Annotated in this window: 25 protein-coding genes and 1 pseudogene; 12 read left to right on the top strand and 14 right to left on the bottom strand. The window is 60.0% G+C overall.

The features are described from left to right. Positions 1-55: 55 nt before the first annotated feature. The 3 genes from C1X29_RS12540 to ppnN all read right to left on the bottom strand — a co-directional run bounded on the left by C1X29_RS12540 (position 56) and on the right by ppnN (position 2847). On the bottom strand, positions 56-523 hold the full coding sequence (locus C1X29_RS12540; RefSeq protein WP_102717563.1) for a hypothetical protein: 468 nt from the start codon (positions 521-523) through the stop codon (positions 56-58). A gap of 151 nt (positions 524-674) precedes the next feature. After that, the gene (locus tag C1X29_RS12535; RefSeq protein ID WP_039766999.1) at positions 675-1412 is read right to left on the bottom strand and encodes a response regulator; all 738 of its coding nucleotides are present in this window, start codon (positions 1410-1412) and stop codon (positions 675-677) included. A gap of 61 nt (positions 1413-1473) precedes the next feature. Further along, positions 1474-2847 (bottom strand): nucleotide 5'-monophosphate nucleosidase PpnN, encoded by a 1374-nt coding sequence (ppnN, locus tag C1X29_RS12530; protein WP_039766997.1) that lies wholly within the window; start codon positions 2845-2847, stop codon positions 1474-1476. Positions 2848-3057: 210 nt separating this feature from the next. Here ppnN and C1X29_RS12525 point away from each other — a divergent pair, with 210 nt between their 5' ends. Further along, positions 3058-3579: a DUF3087 domain-containing protein gene (locus C1X29_RS12525; RefSeq protein WP_102717562.1), complete on the top strand. Its 522-nt coding sequence runs from the start codon at positions 3058-3060 to the stop codon at positions 3577-3579. On the opposite strand, the gene C1X29_RS12520 is transcribed toward C1X29_RS12525, so the two are convergent. After that, positions 3576-3962, bottom strand: coding sequence for a DUF2784 domain-containing protein (locus C1X29_RS12520; RefSeq protein WP_102717561.1), 387 nt, complete (start codon positions 3960-3962; stop codon positions 3576-3578). The two genes, C1X29_RS12525 and C1X29_RS12520, sit on opposite strands and share 4 nt — an antisense overlap. Before the next feature lie 155 nt (positions 3963-4117). Here C1X29_RS12520 and C1X29_RS12515 point away from each other — a divergent pair, with 155 nt between their 5' ends. Genes C1X29_RS12515 through C1X29_RS29415 form a run of 3 tightly spaced genes read left to right on the top strand, consistent with a single transcriptional unit; the run spans position 4118 to position 5314 of the window. Beyond that, positions 4118-4816 (top strand): AzlC family ABC transporter permease, encoded by a 699-nt coding sequence (locus C1X29_RS12515; RefSeq protein ID WP_102717560.1) that lies wholly within the window; start codon positions 4118-4120, stop codon positions 4814-4816. Then, positions 4816-5127, top strand: a complete 312-nt coding sequence (locus C1X29_RS12510) for an AzlD domain-containing protein (protein ID WP_164872179.1) — start codon at positions 4816-4818, stop codon at positions 5125-5127. Before C1X29_RS12515 ends, C1X29_RS12510 begins: the two co-directional genes overlap by 1 nt. Before the next feature lie 40 nt (positions 5128-5167). Beyond that, complete coding sequence (locus tag C1X29_RS29415; protein ID WP_165369550.1) at positions 5168-5314, top strand: hypothetical protein; 147 nt, start codon at positions 5168-5170, stop codon at positions 5312-5314. Positions 5315-5360: 46 nt separating this feature from the next. On the opposite strand, the gene C1X29_RS12505 is transcribed toward C1X29_RS29415, so the two are convergent. From C1X29_RS12505 to C1X29_RS12490, 4 genes are all read right to left on the bottom strand, one after another. Beyond that, positions 5361-5633: a hypothetical protein gene (locus tag C1X29_RS12505; protein ID WP_085605099.1), complete on the bottom strand. Its 273-nt coding sequence runs from the start codon at positions 5631-5633 to the stop codon at positions 5361-5363. 268 nt (positions 5634-5901) lie between these two features. Further along, positions 5902-6582, bottom strand: coding sequence for an SOS response-associated peptidase (locus C1X29_RS12500; protein ID WP_102687080.1), 681 nt, complete (start codon positions 6580-6582; stop codon positions 5902-5904). 53 nt (positions 6583-6635) lie between these two features. Next, positions 6636-7475 carry an ABC transporter permease gene (locus C1X29_RS12495; RefSeq protein ID WP_011334671.1) on the bottom strand — a complete coding sequence of 280 codons (840 nt, stop codon included), beginning with the start codon at positions 7473-7475 and terminating at the stop codon, positions 6636-6638. 61 nt (positions 7476-7536) lie between these two features. Beyond that, positions 7537-8523, bottom strand: a complete 987-nt coding sequence (locus tag C1X29_RS12490) for an aliphatic sulfonate ABC transporter substrate-binding protein (RefSeq protein ID WP_102717559.1) — start codon at positions 8521-8523, stop codon at positions 7537-7539. Between the two features lie 292 nt (positions 8524-8815). On the opposite strand from C1X29_RS12490, the gene C1X29_RS12485 reads away from it, so the two are divergent. The 3 genes from C1X29_RS12485 (at position 8816) to C1X29_RS12475 (ending at position 11164) form a co-directional block, all read left to right on the top strand. Beyond that, positions 8816-9763 carry an ABC transporter substrate-binding protein gene (locus tag C1X29_RS12485; RefSeq protein WP_011334669.1) on the top strand — a complete coding sequence of 316 codons (948 nt, stop codon included), beginning with the start codon at positions 8816-8818 and terminating at the stop codon, positions 9761-9763. A gap of 135 nt (positions 9764-9898) precedes the next feature. Then, positions 9899-10798, top strand: coding sequence for a polysaccharide deacetylase family protein (locus C1X29_RS12480; RefSeq protein WP_102717558.1), 900 nt, complete (start codon positions 9899-9901; stop codon positions 10796-10798). Positions 10799-10921: 123 nt separating this feature from the next. Next, a complete protein-coding gene (locus tag C1X29_RS12475; RefSeq protein WP_011334667.1) occupies positions 10922-11164 on the top strand; it encodes a DUF1652 domain-containing protein in 243 nt (80 codons plus the stop codon). 3 nt (positions 11165-11167) lie between these two features. Here C1X29_RS12475 and C1X29_RS12470 read toward each other — a convergent pair whose 3' ends face one another. Next, a complete protein-coding gene (locus C1X29_RS12470) occupies positions 11168-11530 on the bottom strand; it encodes an NUDIX hydrolase (RefSeq protein ID WP_085602944.1) in 363 nt (120 codons plus the stop codon). 197 nt (positions 11531-11727) lie between these two features. Here C1X29_RS12470 and C1X29_RS12465 point away from each other — a divergent pair, with 197 nt between their 5' ends. After that, positions 11728-11916 carry a DUF2188 domain-containing protein gene (locus tag C1X29_RS12465; protein ID WP_085602946.1) on the top strand — a complete coding sequence of 63 codons (189 nt, stop codon included), beginning with the start codon at positions 11728-11730 and terminating at the stop codon, positions 11914-11916. A gap of 59 nt (positions 11917-11975) precedes the next feature. On the opposite strand, the gene C1X29_RS12460 is transcribed toward C1X29_RS12465, so the two are convergent. Continuing rightward, positions 11976-12215 (bottom strand): hypothetical protein, encoded by a 240-nt coding sequence (locus C1X29_RS12460; protein WP_007950501.1) that lies wholly within the window; start codon positions 12213-12215, stop codon positions 11976-11978. A 176-nt stretch (positions 12216-12391) separates the two neighbouring features. On the opposite strand from C1X29_RS12460, the gene C1X29_RS12455 reads away from it, so the two are divergent. After that, the gene (locus C1X29_RS12455; RefSeq protein ID WP_041475321.1) at positions 12392-12727 is read left to right on the top strand and encodes a hypothetical protein; all 336 of its coding nucleotides are present in this window, start codon (positions 12392-12394) and stop codon (positions 12725-12727) included. 63 nt (positions 12728-12790) lie between these two features. Here the strand turns inward: C1X29_RS12455 and C1X29_RS12450 are convergent, their stop codons facing one another. Beyond that, the gene (locus C1X29_RS12450) at positions 12791-13339 is read right to left on the bottom strand and encodes an Rrf2 family transcriptional regulator (protein WP_102717557.1); all 549 of its coding nucleotides are present in this window, start codon (positions 13337-13339) and stop codon (positions 12791-12793) included. A gap of 337 nt (positions 13340-13676) precedes the next feature. Between C1X29_RS12450 and C1X29_RS12445 the strand changes: the two genes are divergently transcribed. Then, the gene (locus tag C1X29_RS12445; RefSeq protein ID WP_102717556.1) at positions 13677-14882 is read left to right on the top strand and encodes an NAD(P)/FAD-dependent oxidoreductase; all 1206 of its coding nucleotides are present in this window, start codon (positions 13677-13679) and stop codon (positions 14880-14882) included. A gap of 55 nt (positions 14883-14937) precedes the next feature. Here C1X29_RS12445 and C1X29_RS12440 read toward each other — a convergent pair whose 3' ends face one another. Genes C1X29_RS12440 through C1X29_RS12430 form a run of 3 tightly spaced genes read right to left on the bottom strand, consistent with a single transcriptional unit; the run spans position 14938 to position 16218 of the window. Continuing rightward, positions 14938-15216 carry a Rho-binding antiterminator gene (locus tag C1X29_RS12440; protein WP_102717555.1) on the bottom strand — a complete coding sequence of 93 codons (279 nt, stop codon included), beginning with the start codon at positions 15214-15216 and terminating at the stop codon, positions 14938-14940. 4 nt (positions 15217-15220) lie between these two features. Beyond that, positions 15221-15478, bottom strand: coding sequence for a DUF2024 family protein (locus C1X29_RS12435; RefSeq protein ID WP_007950496.1), 258 nt, complete (start codon positions 15476-15478; stop codon positions 15221-15223). Then, entirely contained in the window at positions 15478-16218 is a 741-nt protein-coding gene (locus tag C1X29_RS12430) for a hypothetical protein (RefSeq protein WP_102717554.1), read from the bottom strand. Before C1X29_RS12430 ends, C1X29_RS12435 begins: the two co-directional genes overlap by 1 nt. A 116-nt stretch (positions 16219-16334) precedes the next feature. Here C1X29_RS12430 and C1X29_RS12425 point away from each other — a divergent pair, with 116 nt between their 5' ends. Together C1X29_RS12425 and C1X29_RS12420 are read left to right on the top strand one after the other, a co-directional pair. After that, positions 16335-16901, top strand: a complete 567-nt coding sequence (locus tag C1X29_RS12425; protein WP_102717553.1) for a MarR family winged helix-turn-helix transcriptional regulator — start codon at positions 16335-16337, stop codon at positions 16899-16901. Positions 16902-17084: 183 nt separating this feature from the next. After that, positions 17085-17274, top strand: a pseudogene (locus C1X29_RS12420) (hypothetical protein); the annotation flags it as partial.

Below are 17274 nucleotides of genomic sequence, written 5' to 3'. Positions count from 1 at the left end.
AACGCTGCGGGGGCAGAGCGCCCCCGGCAGGAATCGACAACGGCGGTACAAACGATCAGTAACGCTGGTACTTGGAGCCGAACTCGGGACGGTTCTCGGCGACCAGTACGCTGCGGGCCGAACGTTCGCGCAGTTCCTGTAAGCGATCGGCACCCCCTTCGGCGACGCGTTCGCGCAGCTCTTGCAAGCGGTCCGCACCGCCCTCGGCGACGCGCTCACGCAGTTCCTGCAAACGATCCGCGCCGCCTTCAGCCACGCGTTCGCGCAGCTCTTGCAAGCGGTCCGCACCGCCCTCGGCGACGCGCTCACGCAGTTCCTGCAAACGATCCGCGCCGCCTTCAGCCACGCGTTCGCGCAGTTCCTGCAAGCGATCCGCGCCACCTTCGGCTACGCGATCCTTCTGCAGGTTTTCCGAGCCGTATTCGGCAACCAGCGGCTGGGAGCTGGCGGACGCCAGGTCGGCCAGGGCCAAACCGCTGAACAGGCTGATTGCGAGTACCAGGGATTTCGAGGACTTGAACATGGTGCTTCTCCTTGCGTTTGAGATGAGTGAACCAGTGCTTTCTGGTGGGTTCATTCAAACGCGAGGGTGTATCGCTGATATGTGGTGTTGCGGCCCGAAAACGCGGGTTACGTATCTGCGCGGCGAATTTATACAGAGCGATACAAATCCGTCAGGATTCGGCGAGCATCTCCACGGCGAAGGAGAAAACATAACCCTCGTTGCGCACGGTCTTGATGTAGGTCGGCTCGCGGGAGTCGTCCAGCAGACGCTGGCGCAGGCGGCTGACCAGCAAATCGATGGAGCGGTCGAACAGGTCCGCGTCGCGACCCTGGGTCAAATTCAGCAACTGGTCGCGGCTGAGCACCCGTTGCGGATGATCGAGAAACACCCGGAGCAGGCGATATTCGGCGCCGCTTAGGGCGACCATGGTGTCGTCTTCATCGAGCAGGTGGCGGGCGGTGGTGTCCAGGCGCCAGCGGCCGAACGCGAGCAGGCGTCCGGTTTCGGTGATCAGCAGATTGGGCGGCAGCATTCGCGTGCGGCGCAGCACGGCGTTGATCCGCGCCAGCAATTCGCGGGCAGCGAAGGGTTTGGTCAGGTAATCGTCGGCACCCATTTCCAGGCCGAGGATGCGGTCGGTCTGGTCGTCGCGGGCGGTGAGCATCAGGATCGGGATCGCCTTGTGCTTGCCGGCGCGCAGTTCGCGGCACAGCACCAGCCCGTCATCGCCGGGGAGCATGATGTCGAGCACGATCAGGTCGACCGTGTTGGCTTCCAGAAAACTGCGCATCTGCCGGCCATCGGCGACCACGGTGCTGCGCAGGCCGTTCTTGGTCAGGTAATTGCCGACCAGCTCGCGGATCTCGCGGTCATCGTCGACGATCAGGATGTGGTTGATGTGATCCATGGTTCGCTCTTTTTATAAGGAGTGCCCGAAGCGTTGCGCTTCGGGCACTGGTCGCTTCGGGTCAGGACACCACGCGATAGCACGGCACATACGCCGCGCCACCCGGCAGTTTCATCCGGTGCTGGGCGACGAAGGCTTTGAGCAGCAGATCGAGGGGCTGCATGATCGCGGCGTCGCCACGGATCTGATACGGCCCGTGTTCCTCGATCAGGCGGATGCCCTTGTCCTTGACGTTGCCGGCGACGATCCCGGAGAACGCGCGGCGCAGGTTGGCCGCCAGTTCATGGGGCGGCTGATCGCGGTGCAGCTTGAGGTTGGCCATGTTTTCGTGGGTCGGATCGAACGGGCGCTGGAAGCCTTCGTCGATCTTCAGCAGCCAGTTGAAGTGGAACGCGTCGGCGCGTTCGCGGCGGAACTGCTTCACGGCCTTGAGGCCCGCCGTCATCTGCCGCGCCACTTCGGCCGGGTTGTCGATGATGATTTCGTAGTGCTTCTTCGCCGCTTCGCCGAGGGTGGCGGTGACGAAGGCGTCCAGTTGTTCCAGGTACGGCGCGGCGTGTTTCGGCCCGGTCAAAATCACCGGGAACGGCAGGCCGGCGTTGTCCGGGTGCATCAGGATGCCCAGCAGGTACAGGAACTCTTCGGCGGTGCCGGCGCCGCCCGGGAAGATGATGATGCCGTGGCCGACGCGGACGAAGGCTTCCAGGCGTTTTTCGATGTCCGGCAGGATCACCAGTTCGTTGACGATCGGGTTCGGCGCTTCGGCAGCGATGATGCCCGGCTCGGTCAGGCCGAGGTAACGGCCACCGTGAATCCGCTGCTTGGCGTGGGCGATGGTCGCGCCTTTCATCGGGCCTTTCATCACGCCCGGGCCGCAGCCGGTGCAGATGTCGAGGCTGCGCAGGCCCAGTTCGTGGCCGACTTTCTTGGTGTATTTGTATTCTTCGGTGTTGATCGAGTGGCCGCCCCAGCACACGACGATTTTCGGCTCGACGCCCGGACGCAGGGTGCGCGCGTTGCGCAGCAGGTGGAAGACGTAGTCGCTGATGCCTTGGGAGGTGCTGAGGTCGATGCTCAGGGCATCGAGTTCGTTTTCGGTGTAGACGATATCGCGCAGGGCGCTGAACAGCATTTCCCGGGTGCTGGCGATCATTTCGCCGTCGACGAAGGCGTCGGCCGGGGCGTTCAACAGCTCCAGGCGCACACCGCGATCCTGCTGGTGGATGCGGATTTCGAAGTCCTTGTAGGCTTCAAGAATGGTTTTTGCGTTGTCGACATGGGCGCCAGTATTGAGGATGGCCAGGGCGCACTGGCGAAAGAGGGTGTAGGTGCTGCCGGTTCCGGCCTGGCTCAGTTGCTGAACTTCACGTTGGGAAAGGGTTTCGAGGCTGCCTTTTGGGCTGACCGAGGCATTGATTACGTGTCGTTGGGTCATGCAGTGATCCTTAAAACGATGTCATTGCCAGCATGGCCAATGGCATCCGAATAGTGTGTATCCATGAATGAAGATGGCACGATCTGCGTGGTATCGCCATGTCCCCGTTGGACGTAGAAAAGATGAAAAGGCGCTCCAGCATAGCTAAATCCGCCTCAGAGGCGATAATGCGCAGCCTCTTTTTAACTCAAGCCATGGAAGCCTGTCGCGATGTTCGAGATTCAACCGATCGATGCCATCACTTATCGCCAGCAGACCCGGCGCAGCACGCTGATCATCGCGGTGCTGTTTCTGGTGCTGGCGATGGTGTTTTCGACTGTGGCGGTGGCGCTGTTCGGCGAGCCGGGCGGGGATAATCTGCGGTTCAATGTCGGCGGGGTGTTTGGCGCATTTCTGCTGACGGCGGCGTTGCTGCGCGGGCGATTCTGGAACCAGACCTGGATGGCTCCCGCGGTGTACGGCTGGCGGCTCAAGCGCAGCCTGATGAGCGTCACCAATGTGATGCATCAGGTGACGGCGGCGGTGGAGAAGGGTGATCCGGTGGCGATGAAGGTGCTGCGTTTCTATCACCTGGGGCTGACCCAGATGCATGAACTGGACGGTAACTCCAGCGATCACGCGCAATTGCACCGGGAAGTCGAAACACACAAGACGCGGATGGAAGCGCTCGGTCTGGATACCGATCAGACGCGCCTCGATCCGGCCTGGCTGGAAACCTTGAAAGCGCGTTAAAACGGAATGCGCGCGGCGCGCCGCAGTTTCCAGCGGCGAATCAGGCGCCCGTATACCAGCAGGTTGACCACCAGCACCACGCTGCCCAGCACCAACTGAATCTGCGGGGTCAGCCCCGCCGGGTAGATGATCGGCCAGATGTAATGTTCGATGAATCCGCCGGCGTATTCGGTCTGCCCGGCGGCGTGGCGCATCAGGTTTTCCCAATAGGTCAGCGGACAGGTCAGGTGCAACACCTCGACCGCCACGCCCCAGGCCGCCGCCGGCAAATGCAGCCAGATCAGCCGCGGCCACTTGAGCACCAGCAGCCCGCCGAACAGCACAAACAGAATGAACAGCAAATGAAACAGCACCAGCCCGTCGGTGGCTATTCGATACAGCATGTCGTCTCCCTGACGCGTGTGTGAATGGTTGTCATGTTACGCCGGTAAACGACTGACGGAAGGAAGGATTTGCGCCAACTGCGCAAGATTGTTCAAGCCACCCACGGGCATTTGCTGGCAGAGTCCGGGGTCTTGTCTCACGGTTGAAGCGTGTTATGTCTGACTCATTAATGCCGCGCAGTGCCTTTCTTCGCGGAGCCGCGGCGATCATGCCGTTATCGCTGGCGACGGCGCCGTGGGGGCTGTTGGCCGGCTCCATGGCGATTGAAGCCAACCTCACGCCGCTGCAAGGGCAGGGCCTGTCGAGCATCGTGTTCGCCGGCGCTGCGCAATTGGTGGCGATCGGCATGCTCAAGGGCGGCGCGGGGATTTTCTCGATTCTGCTGACCACGCTGCTGCTGACTTCGCAGCATCTGCTTTATGGAATGAGCATGCGCCACGTGATTTCGCCGTTGCCGGGGCGCTGGCGTATCGGTCTGGGCTTTTTGCTCACTGATGAACTGTTCGCTCTGACCAGTCAGCATGATCGTCAGCAGTTCAACCGCTGGTACGCCTTGGGCGTGGGTCTGACGTTTTACATCGCCTGGAACCTCTTCACCCTGGCCGGCATCGTGCTCGGCAGCAGCATTCCGGGGCTTGAGCATCTGGGGCTGGACTTCTCGATTGCCGCGACCTTCATCGCCCTGATCACCCCGGTGGTGCGCAATGTGCCGACGATCGTCTGCGTAGCGGTGTCGCTGTTCTGCTCAGTGTTGTTCAGCTACTGGCAATGGGGTTCGGCGCTGGTGCTGTCGGGCCTGGCCGGCATGACTGCCGGGTTTATCTGCAACAAGCTGTATCGGGAGCGCACATGATGGTCTGGGCAGTGATTTTCGGCATGGGGATTCTGGTGTTCCTCAACCGTTACGTGTTTCTCGAACCGCGCCTGCCGGTGCGTTTGAGCAGTAACGCGCGGCAGTTTCTCGGGTTTGCCGTGCCGGGCATGTTGACCGCGATTTGCGGGCCGATTGTATTCATGCCGGACAAACAACTGAATCTGCAGTGGGATAACCCTTATCTGCTGAGCTCACTAGTGGCAATCGGTCTGGTGATCTACACGCGTAATACATTGCTTAGCATGCTATTGAGCATGGCGTTCTTCTTTCTATTGCGCTGGTGGCTTTAAGTTCTACGCTTAATGGATGAATTCCATTAGCGAGGTGAACATGGCAACCGAGCAGAAACGTCCCGAAAAAGATGACGAGCCGAGCGAAGAAGAGATCGAGCGGGAGAAACACAAGGAGCAGACCTGGAAGCATGACGACAGCCGCGAGTTGTCCGACCGTGATCAGGAACGCCCGCTGAAACCCTGAACGCCACAACGAAAAAGCCCCGCGATTGCGGGGCTTTTTCGTTTCATCAAAGATCGTCCAGCTGCGTGAAATCGGGGTGGGAGGCCCGATAACCCAAGGTCTTGTCGATCCAGGCATTCAGCTCGTTGACCATCACCGGCGGGTGGCAGGGATAGTTTTCGAGTGTGGCGCGCAGGATGCGGTCGATATCGGGTACGTCACGCAGGTTTCGAGTCTTTATGTAGTGGCCGATAAAACAGTCGAGTTGAAAGCGTTCTGTCGTGGACAGATGAATACACTCCAGGCCTGTGACCTGTTTGATTGCAAAATCGTCGCGCAACTTAGTTCTCTGCAAGGCTTGTTAAGTTTGTGGGGTATTCCTGGTTTTGCTGACTCTTTGGTCAACTGGTATGCCAAAAGGAAATGCGGCGCGCATGCTATCCGTAGTGTTTGTAAATGTATGTATGACGGTTGAAATGTCAGACAGGCGGTTAGTTCAATCAAACGACTGTTTATGTTGAATGTTTCGCGTTTGAAACACCGGGTGTAACGCGCAGGATTCAATTCGTGAATTCCTGCTCTTGATAACGCACCGCATCGGCATTTATTTACGTCACCGCTTCAATCAATTCAGACCCCTGATTGCGGGAGTTGCCCACCGCTTTGCCGACTTTGTGCCATTGGAACGCTTCGCTGGGTTCGGCTTCAAACAGCAGCATCTGCTCGGCGCGCTCGGTGGGCGTGGCGGGATCGAGCCATTCCTGTACCCGATCGGCGTGCAGCACAATCGGGCGACGGTCATGCACATCGAGCAAGCCACCTTCGCTGTCGGCGGTGATGATGACGAAGCCGTCGTCTTCCCGTGGAGGTTCGCCGGGTATCGGAAACTGGCCGATGGCGGCGCAGAAAACCGGTTGATGGTCGGCGCGACGAATCAGCCACGGCTGTCGGCTCTTGTCGGGTGCATCGACCCACTCGAACCAGTTGTCGACCGGCACGATCAGTCGATGGCGCCAGATCGCTCGAAAGAACGGCCCGTGGGCGACTTTTTCCACCCGCGCGTTGATTGGCGCAGCGCGATCCTTGGCCCAGTGCGGGCGCCAGCCCCAGCGCAGATTGTCGGCGTATAGCCGTTGTCGGTGCTGATGGAGGATCGCCAGTGACGTGGTGGGCGCAGCGTTGTAATGCGCCAGCGGTGCGTCGCCGACGTGATTGATCAGCGCATCGGGAATGCTCAGCACCGCGACGAAATCGTGGATGCCACGGTATTGCGACAGTCTTCCGCACATCGGCCGATCCTCCGGCGAACAGCTGCCTGAAGGCTTCAGCTTAGTTGCACGGTTCAATCCTTGCTGCCCTGGCCGGTGAACGCATCGCGCCAGACCAGCCAGCGGCGTTCCAATATGGCCAGCAGGCCATCGCTGAGTTTGCCGAGCAGTGCCAGGACGATGATCGCGGCCAGCACGATGTCCGGTCGCGAAGTCTCGCGACCGTCACTGAGCAGGTAACCCAGCCCTTTGGTCGCCGCGATCAGTTCGGCCGCCACCAGAAACATCCACGACAGGCTCATGCCGCTGCGCAATCCGGTAAACAGACCGGGCAGGGCAGCTGGCAACAGAATCCGTCGCACCAGTTGCAGCGGACTGAAACCGTAGATATGCCCGACCTCCACCAGTTTGCGGTCGATGTTGCGAATCGCCGCGACCACGTTGACGTAAACCGGGAAGAACGCGCCGATGGCGATCAGGACGATTTTCGAGGTCTCGTCGATCCCCAGCCACAGCAACAACAGCGGCACCCAGGCCAGGCTGGGAATCGAACGCAGCGCGGCGAAGGTCGGTTCCAGATAGGCCTCGGCTTCGCGGCTGAGGCCGACCCATGCGGCGAACACCAGCGCCAGACTCGCGCCGATGGCAAACCCCAGCAGCACGCGAATCAGACTGGCGCCGATGTGTTTCCACAAGGCACCTTCGGCCAGATCTGTAAGGGTCAGGGCAATCTCGCTCGGCGCCGGCATCTGGTAGGACGGCAGCCAGCCGATGCGTACGATAAATTCCAAGGCGATCACGATCAGCAATGGCAGGGCCAGGCCCTTAAGGCGCCGGCGCCAGAGCGGATTCAGCAGTGGGAGTTTTCGCCGTGGTGCCGACAAGGCGAGGCGGGCGGGCAAGTCGTTGCTCATGGACGGTTCTCCGCTCACGACAAATCCGCGACGGGCGCGGACTTGTCATGAGCCTGATCGGTTACTGGGCGGCGGCGACTTGCTGGAAACCGGTGTCGATCAACTGATCGATGACCTGGTCGACATTCACTCCACGGCGCACCAGTTCTTCGGAGACCAGAATCGGCGCGGCGGCTTTCGAGGCCAGCACGTCCCTGGTGGTCAGTTGCGGGCTGCTCAGGTCGGTGCGCGACAGTTGCAGTTTGGCCACGTCCAGCGGCAGGCCGGATTCGCTGGCGAGCAACTTGGCCAATTCTTCGGGGTTCTTCACCGACCACTCGCGGGCCTGCTCATAGGCCTTGATCACGGTGTCGATGGTTTGCGGGTGTTGCTTGGCGTATTGCTCGGTAACGCTGACCACGCCGTAGCTGTTGAAGTCGCGATTGCGGTACAGCAGGCGCGAACCGGCCTGCACCTGGCTGGCGGCCATGTGCGGATCGAGGCCGGCCCAGGCGTCGACATCGCCTTTCTCCAGCGCGGTGCGGCCGTCCGGGTGTTGCAGGTGCACCAGTTCCACATCGTCCTTTTTCAGCCCGGCCTGTTGCAGGGTGCGCAAGGTGAACAGGTACGGATCGGTGCCTTTGGTAGCGGCGATTTTCTTGCCCTTGAGGTCGGCGACGGACTGGATCGGCGAGTCCTTGCGCACCACCAGCGCGGTCCATTCGGCGCGGCTGTAGACGTAGACCGATTTGATCGGGCTGCCATTGGCGCGGCTGAGCACGGCAGCGAGGCTGGCCGACGAGGCGAAATCCACGCCGCCGCTGTTGAGGTACTCCAGCGAGCGGTTGCTGCCCTGGCTCAGCACCCAGCTGACTTTGCTCTGGGGCAAGGCTTTTTCCAGGTAGCCCAGATGTTTGAGCGCCAGGCTGACCGGCGAGTAATAGGCGTAATCCAGATGCACTTCGGCCGGCGGCGCTTCGGCAGCGTGGGCGAAAGGGTGCAGGCTCAGGGCGACTGCGCAGGCCGCGAGCAGCGTTTTGACGCGGGAAAACGGTAAGAGGGATTTCATGGGCACGCTCCGGCAAGGCAACAGATTCTTATGTCCAAAAAGATATTTTTATCGAATGCTTCCTGCATGAAAGGAATATTGCAGGCTCTGTGCCATGTGCGCGTTGTCCCGTATTTACGGGGTTTGACGCCGGTTTTTCAGGTCGGAAGTGTTGCAGGGAAAACACTGTTCCGAGCCACTGTTGCTCGGCCAACAGTGCGGCGGGAAGGTGCTGAGCTTATGCGAAAATCGAATTTAAAATCTGATTTGTAAGAGCGTTATGGTCTATAAAAATCCCTCTGCAGGACTCGCCATGAAGCTCTCACGTTTCCTACGCGCCGCGTTGACCAGCGCACTGTTTGCCACGCCATTGACCTACGCTGCCGAACCCTTGGTCCTGCACGTCGGCGACCAGAATTACTACAACATCCGCGCGTCCATAGAGGCGTCCGGCGTGTTGAAGGACGCGCCTTACACGGTCGACTGGAAACACTTCCAGGCTGCCGCGCCGTTGGCCGAGGCGTTGCAGACCGGATCCCTGGATCTGGGTTTCTTGGGGGATTCGGGGTTTCTGTTTCTGGCTGCCAAACAGGCGCCGGTGAAACTGATCGGGGTGTCGCGACAGAACCCGGACACCATCGCCCTGTTGGTGCCCAAGGATTCTCCGGTGAAAACCATCGAGGACCTGAAGGGCAAAAAAGTCGCCTACTGGCCGGGTGCCTGGAGTCAGCAATTGACCTTGCGGGCACTGGAGCAGGGCGGTTTGCCGGAGAACTACGTCGACTTCGTCAAGCTGATGCCGATCGATGCAGCGGCGGCGCTACCGCAAGGCAGCATCGATGCGTTCCCGGTCTGGGAACCCTACATTTCCCAGCAGATCGTGTTCTCCGGTGCGCGGCCGATTCTCACCGCGAAAAACCTGATGCCGGGTTTGAGCGCCATCGCCGCGTCTGCGCCGTCCATCGACAGCAAGCGCGAAGCGATCGCCGATTTCCTCGGGCGCCTGAAGCAGGCCCGGGCCTGGGTCGACAGCCACACCGACGAATACGCCGACCTGTGGGCGAAGAAAGCCAACCTCGATCAGCAGGTTTCGCGGCACTGGTTGCGCCAGGCGCACATGACGGTCGGCCCGGTGGATCAGCAGGCCGCCGCCGATCTGCAAAGCACCGCCGACTTCCTGTTCAAGGTCAAGGCGCTGCCGGCTCCGCTGGCCACGGCGGGGATCATCGACAGCTCGTTTCAACAGGCACTGGCACGCTGAGCGAGCGCCGGAACCAAACCCTGTGTATCTTTATCCAACCTCGGCCCATCTCAATGGGTCGCAGGGAGGCAGCAGCGGCGAAGGAGTTTTGCCAATCGACAACATGACCGTAACGGTCGGGGCTCAAGGCAAAACATGACACAGTGGTTCAAGCTTTTCTGCGCGATGGCGATGGCCGTCGGGTTGGCCGGGTGCATCGCCGCTCCCATTGAAATGACCGCGCAGACAGAAGCCCGGCTCAAAGAGCAGGCGCCTGTGCGCTTTCTGTTGACCTTCGATGACGGGCCCAGCGCTTCCAGTCTTTTCAACCCCACCGACACCGTGCTCGACAGCCTCAAGGACAACCCGCTGCAGCCGGGGATCAAAGCGGTGTTTTTCGTCCAGACCCGCGCGCCGCGAGCGGGCAACAGTGAGATCGGCCGGCAGGTGATGCGCCGCGAGCACGCTGAAGGGCACATTCTGGGCTTTCACACCGCCACCCATTGGCACACCAATCATCGATTGCTCGACCCGGATGAGCTCGAAACCACGTTGACCAACGGCTCGGCGGACATCGCGGCAATTACCGGCGCGCCGCCGACGTTATTGCGCCCGCCGTTCTGGAACTACGACAAACGCACCTTCGCCGCCTATCAGCAGCACCACATGCAGGTTTTGCTGACTGATCTGAGCGCCAACGACGGCAAGATCTGGGGCTTCAACGCCAGCCCCCGGCGGCGGGCGAACATGCTGCGTCAGCTGTCTGAGGTCCGCGAACGGATAGCCCTCGGTGAATTGCCAACAGTGGACGGGGTGATTCCGGTGGTGGTGACCTTCCACGATCTCAACCGCTACACCGCCCGCCATACCCGCGAGTACTTGCAGATTCTGCTCGACAGCGCCGCCGCCACCGGCGTGCGACTGGCGGACAAACCGTTCTATGAGGATCGCGCAGCACTGGAAAAAGCCGCGCTGGCGCGCACGGTGGGCGAGTCGTCGAAACCGGTGAATCTGCCGGGGATCTGGAACTGGATTTGGGACCATGACGCCCATTGAGAGCGGCGACTTGAAGATGTGAAGCGGTTGGCAAATTTTGCGGGTGTCGGTGAGAGCAAGGCGACAAAAGCTCATCTATGCTGATCGGGTCGCCCGAGCCTGCGCCTGTGAGGCGTGCCCCCCATGATTGCCATTGCCGACATTTGCCGCATCGTCGAATCCGGCTTCTCGCCGCTGTATTGCGATTGCACCGAAACGGCGCAGGGACTCTTGCAGATCAAGGTTTACGAACCCGACAGCGGGCGTGTCGAGTTGCTGCTCAATGGTGTTTCTCCTGAGCATCTGGTCACCATTCGTGACATCTCCAACTTCATCGGTGAATTGCGCACGGAAATGAGCGCCGGTCGCCGGGCATTTGCCGGCTGAGGGTCAAAGGCGTCGCTGAAAGGCGCGGACGATGCTCAGTGTGGCGTCACTGACGTTCAGGTTCTGCACCGCATCCAGCGGGTGCCAGAGACAGTCGACGATTTCATTCAGCGGGCGAACCTGATCGATGTTCAGCACCGATGCCTCGTAGACGTGGTGGCGGGTGCTGCCGTTCTGCAATTCCATCAGATAAAGCATGTCATCGCTGTCCAGCCCGGTTTCCTCCTTGAGTTCTCGGACGGCGGCTTGCGCGCGGGTTTCTCCCGGTTCGACGGTGCCCCCCGGAAGCGTCCAGCGGCACCTGGGTTTGCGCACCAGGAGAATGTGTCGATCCTGTTCGCAGATGACGGTTGCTCGTACTTTCATGTGTTACCCGATTGCCGGTTGTCATAAATCTGTCATGAATTAGCAATATTTGGGCCGCTACCGGTTTAGAGCTTCTGAGTGCCTGGAAGCGGCAAAAGTGCCGGAGACTTGACGCGGCCGCGGTGCGACGTTCGGTCGGCACGGCGGTGCATTGCGGGTGTAAGGTGGAAAAGTTCGTTACCAGACAGGAGGTGCCTATGAGCATGGCGATGCTGAACAAAATGCACATGAATGGCTACGACGTACTCAGTGTGAACAACGGCCCGTGGCGGGTCTGCACGCAGGGTGACCGGCTCGCTTCGTTTGCCAGTCGCGAGGAAGCGCTGGCGTACGCCGCAGCGCTGCCGGGATACAAAAGCCGCGCACGCGGCCGCAAGACAGACTGAAGGTCTGTGAAGAAAAAGCCCCGGTTGTCCGGGGCTTTTTGCTGTGGGCTGAGTGAGGTTCAGTGGACTTTGGTTCGGCTGATGGCGCGGGCTTTCACTTCCCGGGCATACAGTTGCAGGCGTTCTTCATCGCTTTGCAGCACTTCGCAGGATCGCAGTACTGCCTGGGCGTCCGCCTCGTTGCCCGACTGACGCAGTTGCTCGGCGATGCGCTTGAGGTCCACCGCCGACCATCTCAAGTCCGATGCCACGCTTTGCAGGTCACGTTGAAGTTCGTGTTCGTATTCATTGAGCCGCATGATCACCTCCGGAACATTCTCGGTAAAACAGAGTAGCCGCATTTTTCCGGTGTGGGGCAAGGTCTTCTGTCGGTGAGCTGAATGGCCCGGTTTTCGGGGAGTACCGGCAGAGCGCTACGATGGATGTCCGAACAGTTACAGGGTACATTTGCGTTTTTTCAGATGAAGGAATCACCATGCGGATGTTGATCGGAGGGATGCTGATGGCGGCATTGGCCGGTTGTTCGTTGCCTGCGTCACTGGTGCCGGGCGAGCCGAATGTCAGCAAGACCAGCGACAAGACTCCCAAGGACTACGCCGCATGTGTATTGCCGCTATGGCAGCAGGACGTTGCCAAGACGTCCCAGACAGCGATTTCAAATGGCTACCGGATCACCGCGCCGAGCATCGTCACCGCCGACGAGATTCTCGATGTGGTCAAGTACAAGGACGGCAGCCGCGTTTCCCTGTACCAGGGGCCGCCGTGGGCGAAGTCCGGGTCGTTGCGCAAAGCGGTGCGCGACTGCCTGTAATGGCGAAATAAAAAAGCAGAAACCGGAGATCGGTTTCTGCTTTTTTTTGCCTGCTGATCGGGCTCAGTCCGAGATTTCGGTGAGCGGAATGCCGGCGCCGCCGGTCTTCTTTTCCCGACGATCCTGCATCCAGTCTTCCACCTGGCTGTTGAACCCTGCCGGTGCCTTGCGCCCGACCTTTCTGGCGATGTCGAGGATGGTCTGTTGGGCGAGGGCTTCTTCCATACGCTTTTGCGCGGTCATCATCGCGGCGTGAATCGAGCAGGTGCCGTCCAGTGCCCAGTCCGGCGGGGAGCCGTCGAACAGCGCGCAGCGTCCGCGAATGTCCCGGCATTCGAAAATGTTCTTGGGACCATCGATGGCATTGACGATGTCGAGCAGGGTGATTTCGTCCGCCGGACGCGCCAGAGTGAAGCCGCCGCGCACACCGCCGGTGGATTCCACCAGTTTGCCTTTGGCCAGTTTGGTGAAGATCTTCGCCAGGTAATCCAGCGGCACCCCTTGCAGCTCTGCCAGGTCACGCACGCTGGCTTCACGACTGTCACCGCCGCTGCCCACCAGAAAGGCCAGGCAGTGAATGCCGTACTCGACCCCCGCACTGTAAAGCGACATAACTATCTCCGACTGTATTTGTCGCCGATGTTATCAGGGTTGTTCGTGGCAAACAATTCGGGAACACTTTGGTTTTTTGGCTATGAGGATCCCGTTTTTCTTGGTTTTCAGCTAAATCAACGAGTTAAAGAGGGTGGCTCAGATCAATCTGAGCTATCGAAGTTTTCGATGCTAATCATCACAAAATCTGACTTGTTGGATCTAAAGGCGACCAATAGAGTCGCCGTTATCCGGTGAGCAGCCTTCCGCGTTCTTGAAAAATACAGCCGAGTCCGCTCCCGATGATGTGAATCCTTCAACCTCATTCAGTGACTTGGCTTCGTGCCTGGAGAGAACAATGAAACAGCACATTCTGGTAATCGGCGCAGGTTTCGGTGGCATGTGGACGGCGTTGAGCGCCACGCGTCTGGTCGACATTCACAATCGGGACAACATCGACGTGACCGTGTTGGCGCCGCAGGCCGAGCTGCGCGTTCGTCCGCGTTTCTACGAGCCGAATGCCCACACACTGGCAGCACCGCTGGGCGATCTGTTCGACGCGGTCGGCGTCAACTTCATCAAGGGCGCGGCGAACACCATCGACGTACAGACGAAAACCGTGGGCTACACCGACGCAGCCGGTGCGCAGCAGGTGTTCAACTACGACAAACTGGTACTGGCCTCCGGCAGCGGCCTGGCCCTGCCGGACACCCCGGGCGTGGCGCAATACGCGTTTGACGTCGACCAGATCGAAGCCGCCATCCGCCTGGAAAACCACCTCGATTCCCTGATCGGTCAGCCTGAAAGCCAGGCACGCAACACCGTGGTCGTCGCTGGCGGTGGTTTCACCGGTATTGAAACCGCCACTGAAATGCCGGCGCGTCTGCGGGCTGTGCTGGGCGCTGATGCCAAGGTTCAAGTGATCATCGTTGACCGTGGGCAGAAAGTCGGCGCTTCCATGGGCGAAGCCATCAGCGTGTCGATTGCTGAAGCTAGCGAAGAGTTGGGCGTGGAGTGGCGACTGGGTGTGTCGGTGCTGTCGGTCGATGAAAACGGCGTGACCCTGTCGGACGGCCAGCGCATCGAGGCAAAAACCGTGGTCTGGACCACCGGTGTGCGCGCCAGCTCCCTGACCGAACAGATTCCTGCCGAGCGTGATCGCCAGGGCCGTCTGCACGTTGATGCCAACCTGAAAGTCATCGGCCAGGACGACATCTTCGCCACCGGCGACGTGGCTTACGCGGCCACCGACGATGTCGGCAACTTCGCCCTGATGACCTGCCAGCACGCGATTTCCCTCGGTCGTCACGCCGGCAACAACGTCGCGGCGCAGATTCTGGGTGTCGACCCGACGCCGTACAGCCAACCGAAGTACGTGACCTGCCTCGACCTCGGCGCCTGGGGCGCGGTGTACACCGAAGGCTGGGATCGTCAGGTGAAACTGGTCAAGGAAGAGGGCAAGTCGCTCAAGACCCAGATCAACACCCAGTGGATCTACCCGCCGGCGGCTGACCGCGCGAGCGCGCTGGCGGCTGCGGATCCGATGATTCCCGTGGTCGCGTAAAACGACGTGTCGCAGACAATCCCGCCCGGTTGACGCTGGGCGGGATTTTTTTCGTTCAGATTCCGCAGACCTCTCCGGTAAGTACCACCCGACCGAACTCGGCGTTGGTCTCCTGAGGTGTGATGGCGAGCAACTGGTCGAGGCGAATTTCCTGTTGCGCGCCCAGTTGTTCGATCACCAGAAATTCTTCTTTGTCACTGCTGGTTCGCGTGGTCACGGCCCGGGCCATCAGCCGCTGACCGTCGATCAGCTCGATGTCCAGCTGATAGCCGCGCAGGCAGGCGATTTCCAGGTAGTCGTGCAGATCACAGTTCAACGGCTGATAACGGGTCATGGCGTTACTCCTCGAAACCTTGCAGGGTGATGATGAAATAGCCGTCTTCGGCGATGGCCTTGGCGACCTGCGGATTGGCCGGCTCGCTGTGGCAGAACAGACACTGGCTCTGGGAAATGTCTTCGTCCTGCAAGCCGTTGTCCATCAGGAACTGCCGAGCGTAGGCTTTCGCTGCTTCGGCTTCGCGATCGGTCAGCACGTCGAAATGAAGATAGCGGCCATCTTTGGTGCGCACGTGGGTATCGAATACTTTGACGAACATTATTGGCTCTCCTGCATTTTCCAGGTGCCGGGCAGCGAGAGGTTGCCCGAGGCGATGTCGTAGACGCTGCTGACACACAGCAGCGGGTTGTGCAGGTCGGCATTGACCTTCAGCGCTGCGGTGACGCCGTCATAGTTGAAGCTTTGCGGGAAACCGACGGCAGCCAGCGGCACGCGGATCTGCGCGGCGTTCTGTTTCACACTCAGGTCGTAGCCGGGGGAGTCGATGTAAATCGGCGCGCCGGGCCAGGTCGCGGGCAGTTTCGGTTTGGCGTCCTTGGGGATGTCGCGCACTTTCAGGCCACCGGGGCCGCAGCTTTCATCCTTGCTCAGAACCACCCAGTGCGAGTGCCAGAGGCCACCATCGTTGTCCTTCTTGCCATCCTTGTTTTCATCCAACTGCGGGGTGTCATCGAAGTCCGGATGCGAGGTCAGAGCGAGGGCGAGAATGCCTGAGTTCGCTTCAAAACCGACGGCGCCGCTGTCGAGGCTGGTGGGCCAGACGTAGCTGTAGACCTCGGCGCCGGCGAATGAACCCTTGGCGGTCGGCACGCGGCTGCCGGCCTTGCCATCGACCAATTGTTCGAAGACCAGGGTGTTGCCGTCCTTGAAAACACGGGTGTGGACCAGATCGAACGCGGCGTCGGTTTTACCGGGTTCGCTGTGAATGCCTTCAGGTCCGTGGGCCCAGGCTTGTGTTGCCAGAAGCGTGCTGATGGTCAATGCCAATGCGCTTTTCATGGAATGCCTCGATGTGCGTTTAAGTTTCGAATCGACACCGCAATCCTAAGGTGGCACTGTTTTTTGTCAATAAGGTTTTTAAACGATACTATTTATCGATCCCATTGAAACAGGCGATGACCGTGTTGTTTGACCTGCTGGAAAGATTGTCGAGCCTGACCCGGGTGTGGTTTCGCGAGCACCCGCTGCTGGCCGAACTGCAACCGATTCAACTCAGCGCGCTGCTGTACCTGGCGCGGTGCAACCGCTATTCGAATACGCCGCTGGCGGTTACCGATTATCTGGGCCTGACCAAGGGCACCGTGTCGCAGTCGCTCAAGGCGCTGGAGACCCATGGTTTTCTGACCAAGGTTCCGGACGCCCGAGACAAGCGCAGCGTGCATCTGGAACTGACGACCACTGCGCGCGAACTGATCGACGCAGTGATGCCGCCGGAATTCCTGAGCAATGCCGCGCAACGCATGGGCGCGCGTGCCGGCGATCTGGAAGGCTTGTTGCTGGAGTTGCTGCGCAACATTCAACGCAGCGAAAACGTACCCAGTTACGGGCTTTGCCGGACTTGTCGCTTCCACCAGACATCGACTGCCGGCGCCGTCTGCGGATTGACCGGCGAAGCGTTGGCCCCGCCGGAAATCGAACTGATCTGTCGCGAGCATCGGTTACCTGAAGAAATCCCTGTTTGATCTTCTTTGTGCCACGGCTGTGACTAATCCTCACGGCTCCCTGTTTTCTCTACGATGCGTAATGCCCCGTGACACTTGATCGCAAGCGTCTTTCCAGCGTGCACTAGGCTTTGAATGCCGGCCCATTACGGGCCGGCATTGCTGTTTCTGGAGGATTGTTTTTGATTCAAGGAGCGACCGATCATGGATGATCTGGTGAAAGAAGTGATTCCGCTGTTGCAGTACCTGATCCCGGGGTTTGTCTCGGCCTGGATTTTCTACACCCTGACGGCGTTCAAACGGCCGGATACGTTCGGGCAGATTGTGCAGGCGTTGATTTTCACGTTTGTGATTCACGGGATGGTGTTGGGGGTTGGAGCGGTTTGTGTGTGGG

Origin of the sequence: Pseudomonas sp. GW456-12-10-14-LB2 (genome assembly GCF_002884345.1) — a bacterium.
Lineage (GTDB): Bacteria > Pseudomonadota > Gammaproteobacteria > Pseudomonadales > Pseudomonadaceae > Aquipseudomonas > Aquipseudomonas paraglycinae.
The sequence above is the reverse complement of the archived record's forward strand: the minus strand, read 5'-3'. Positions and strand labels throughout refer to the sequence as shown.

What these genes read in the sequence shown, in the direction of transcription:
- C1X29_RS29415 (WP_165369550.1), top strand. Translation starts at nt 5,168, where the DNA reads ATGGCAACCGAGCAGAAACGTCCCGAAAAAGATGACGAGCCGAGCGAA.
- C1X29_RS12480 (WP_102717558.1), top strand. Translation starts at nt 9,899, where the DNA reads ATGACACAGTGGTTCAAGCTTTTCTGCGCGATGGCGATGGCCGTCGGG.
- C1X29_RS12470 (WP_085602944.1), bottom strand. Translation starts at nt 11,530, where the DNA reads ATGAAAGTACGAGCAACCGTCATCTGCGAACAGGATCGACACATTCTC.
- C1X29_RS12535 (WP_039766999.1), bottom strand. Translation starts at nt 1,412, where the DNA reads ATGGATCACATCAACCACATCCTGATCGTCGACGATGACCGCGAGATC.
- C1X29_RS12460 (WP_007950501.1), bottom strand. Translation starts at nt 12,215, where the DNA reads ATGCGGCTCAATGAATACGAACACGAACTTCAACGTGACCTGCAAAGC.
- C1X29_RS12500 (WP_102687080.1), bottom strand. Translation starts at nt 6,582, where the DNA reads ATGTGCGGAAGACTGTCGCAATACCGTGGCATCCACGATTTCGTCGCG.
- C1X29_RS12425 (WP_102717553.1), top strand. Translation starts at nt 16,335, where the DNA reads ATGACCGTGTTGTTTGACCTGCTGGAAAGATTGTCGAGCCTGACCCGG.
- C1X29_RS12485 (WP_011334669.1), top strand. Translation starts at nt 8,816, where the DNA reads ATGAAGCTCTCACGTTTCCTACGCGCCGCGTTGACCAGCGCACTGTTT.
- C1X29_RS12430 (WP_102717554.1), bottom strand. Translation starts at nt 16,218, where the DNA reads ATGAAAAGCGCATTGGCATTGACCATCAGCACGCTTCTGGCAACACAA.
- C1X29_RS12440 (WP_102717555.1), bottom strand. Translation starts at nt 15,216, where the DNA reads ATGACCCGTTATCAGCCGTTGAACTGTGATCTGCACGACTACCTGGAA.
- C1X29_RS12540 (WP_102717563.1), bottom strand. Translation starts at nt 523, where the DNA reads ATGTTCAAGTCCTCGAAATCCCTGGTACTCGCAATCAGCCTGTTCAGC.
- C1X29_RS12450 (WP_102717557.1), bottom strand. Translation starts at nt 13,339, where the DNA reads ATGTCGCTTTACAGTGCGGGGGTCGAGTACGGCATTCACTGCCTGGCC.
- C1X29_RS12455 (WP_041475321.1), top strand. Translation starts at nt 12,392, where the DNA reads ATGCGGATGTTGATCGGAGGGATGCTGATGGCGGCATTGGCCGGTTGT.
- C1X29_RS12520 (WP_102717561.1), bottom strand. Translation starts at nt 3,962, where the DNA reads ATGCTGTATCGAATAGCCACCGACGGGCTGGTGCTGTTTCATTTGCTG.
- C1X29_RS12495 (WP_011334671.1), bottom strand. Translation starts at nt 7,475, where the DNA reads ATGAGCAACGACTTGCCCGCCCGCCTCGCCTTGTCGGCACCACGGCGA.
- C1X29_RS12445 (WP_102717556.1), top strand. Translation starts at nt 13,677, where the DNA reads ATGAAACAGCACATTCTGGTAATCGGCGCAGGTTTCGGTGGCATGTGG.
- C1X29_RS12475 (WP_011334667.1), top strand. Translation starts at nt 10,922, where the DNA reads ATGATTGCCATTGCCGACATTTGCCGCATCGTCGAATCCGGCTTCTCG.
- C1X29_RS12525 (WP_102717562.1), top strand. Translation starts at nt 3,058, where the DNA reads ATGTTCGAGATTCAACCGATCGATGCCATCACTTATCGCCAGCAGACC.
- ppnN (WP_039766997.1), bottom strand. Translation starts at nt 2,847, where the DNA reads ATGACCCAACGACACGTAATCAATGCCTCGGTCAGCCCAAAAGGCAGC.
- C1X29_RS12490 (WP_102717559.1), bottom strand. Translation starts at nt 8,523, where the DNA reads ATGAAATCCCTCTTACCGTTTTCCCGCGTCAAAACGCTGCTCGCGGCC.
- C1X29_RS12435 (WP_007950496.1), bottom strand. Translation starts at nt 15,478, where the DNA reads ATGTTCGTCAAAGTATTCGATACCCACGTGCGCACCAAAGATGGCCGC.
- C1X29_RS12515 (WP_102717560.1), top strand. Translation starts at nt 4,118, where the DNA reads ATGTCTGACTCATTAATGCCGCGCAGTGCCTTTCTTCGCGGAGCCGCG.
- C1X29_RS12465 (WP_085602946.1), top strand. Translation starts at nt 11,728, where the DNA reads ATGAGCATGGCGATGCTGAACAAAATGCACATGAATGGCTACGACGTA.
- C1X29_RS12510 (WP_164872179.1), top strand. Translation starts at nt 4,816, where the DNA reads ATGGTCTGGGCAGTGATTTTCGGCATGGGGATTCTGGTGTTCCTCAAC.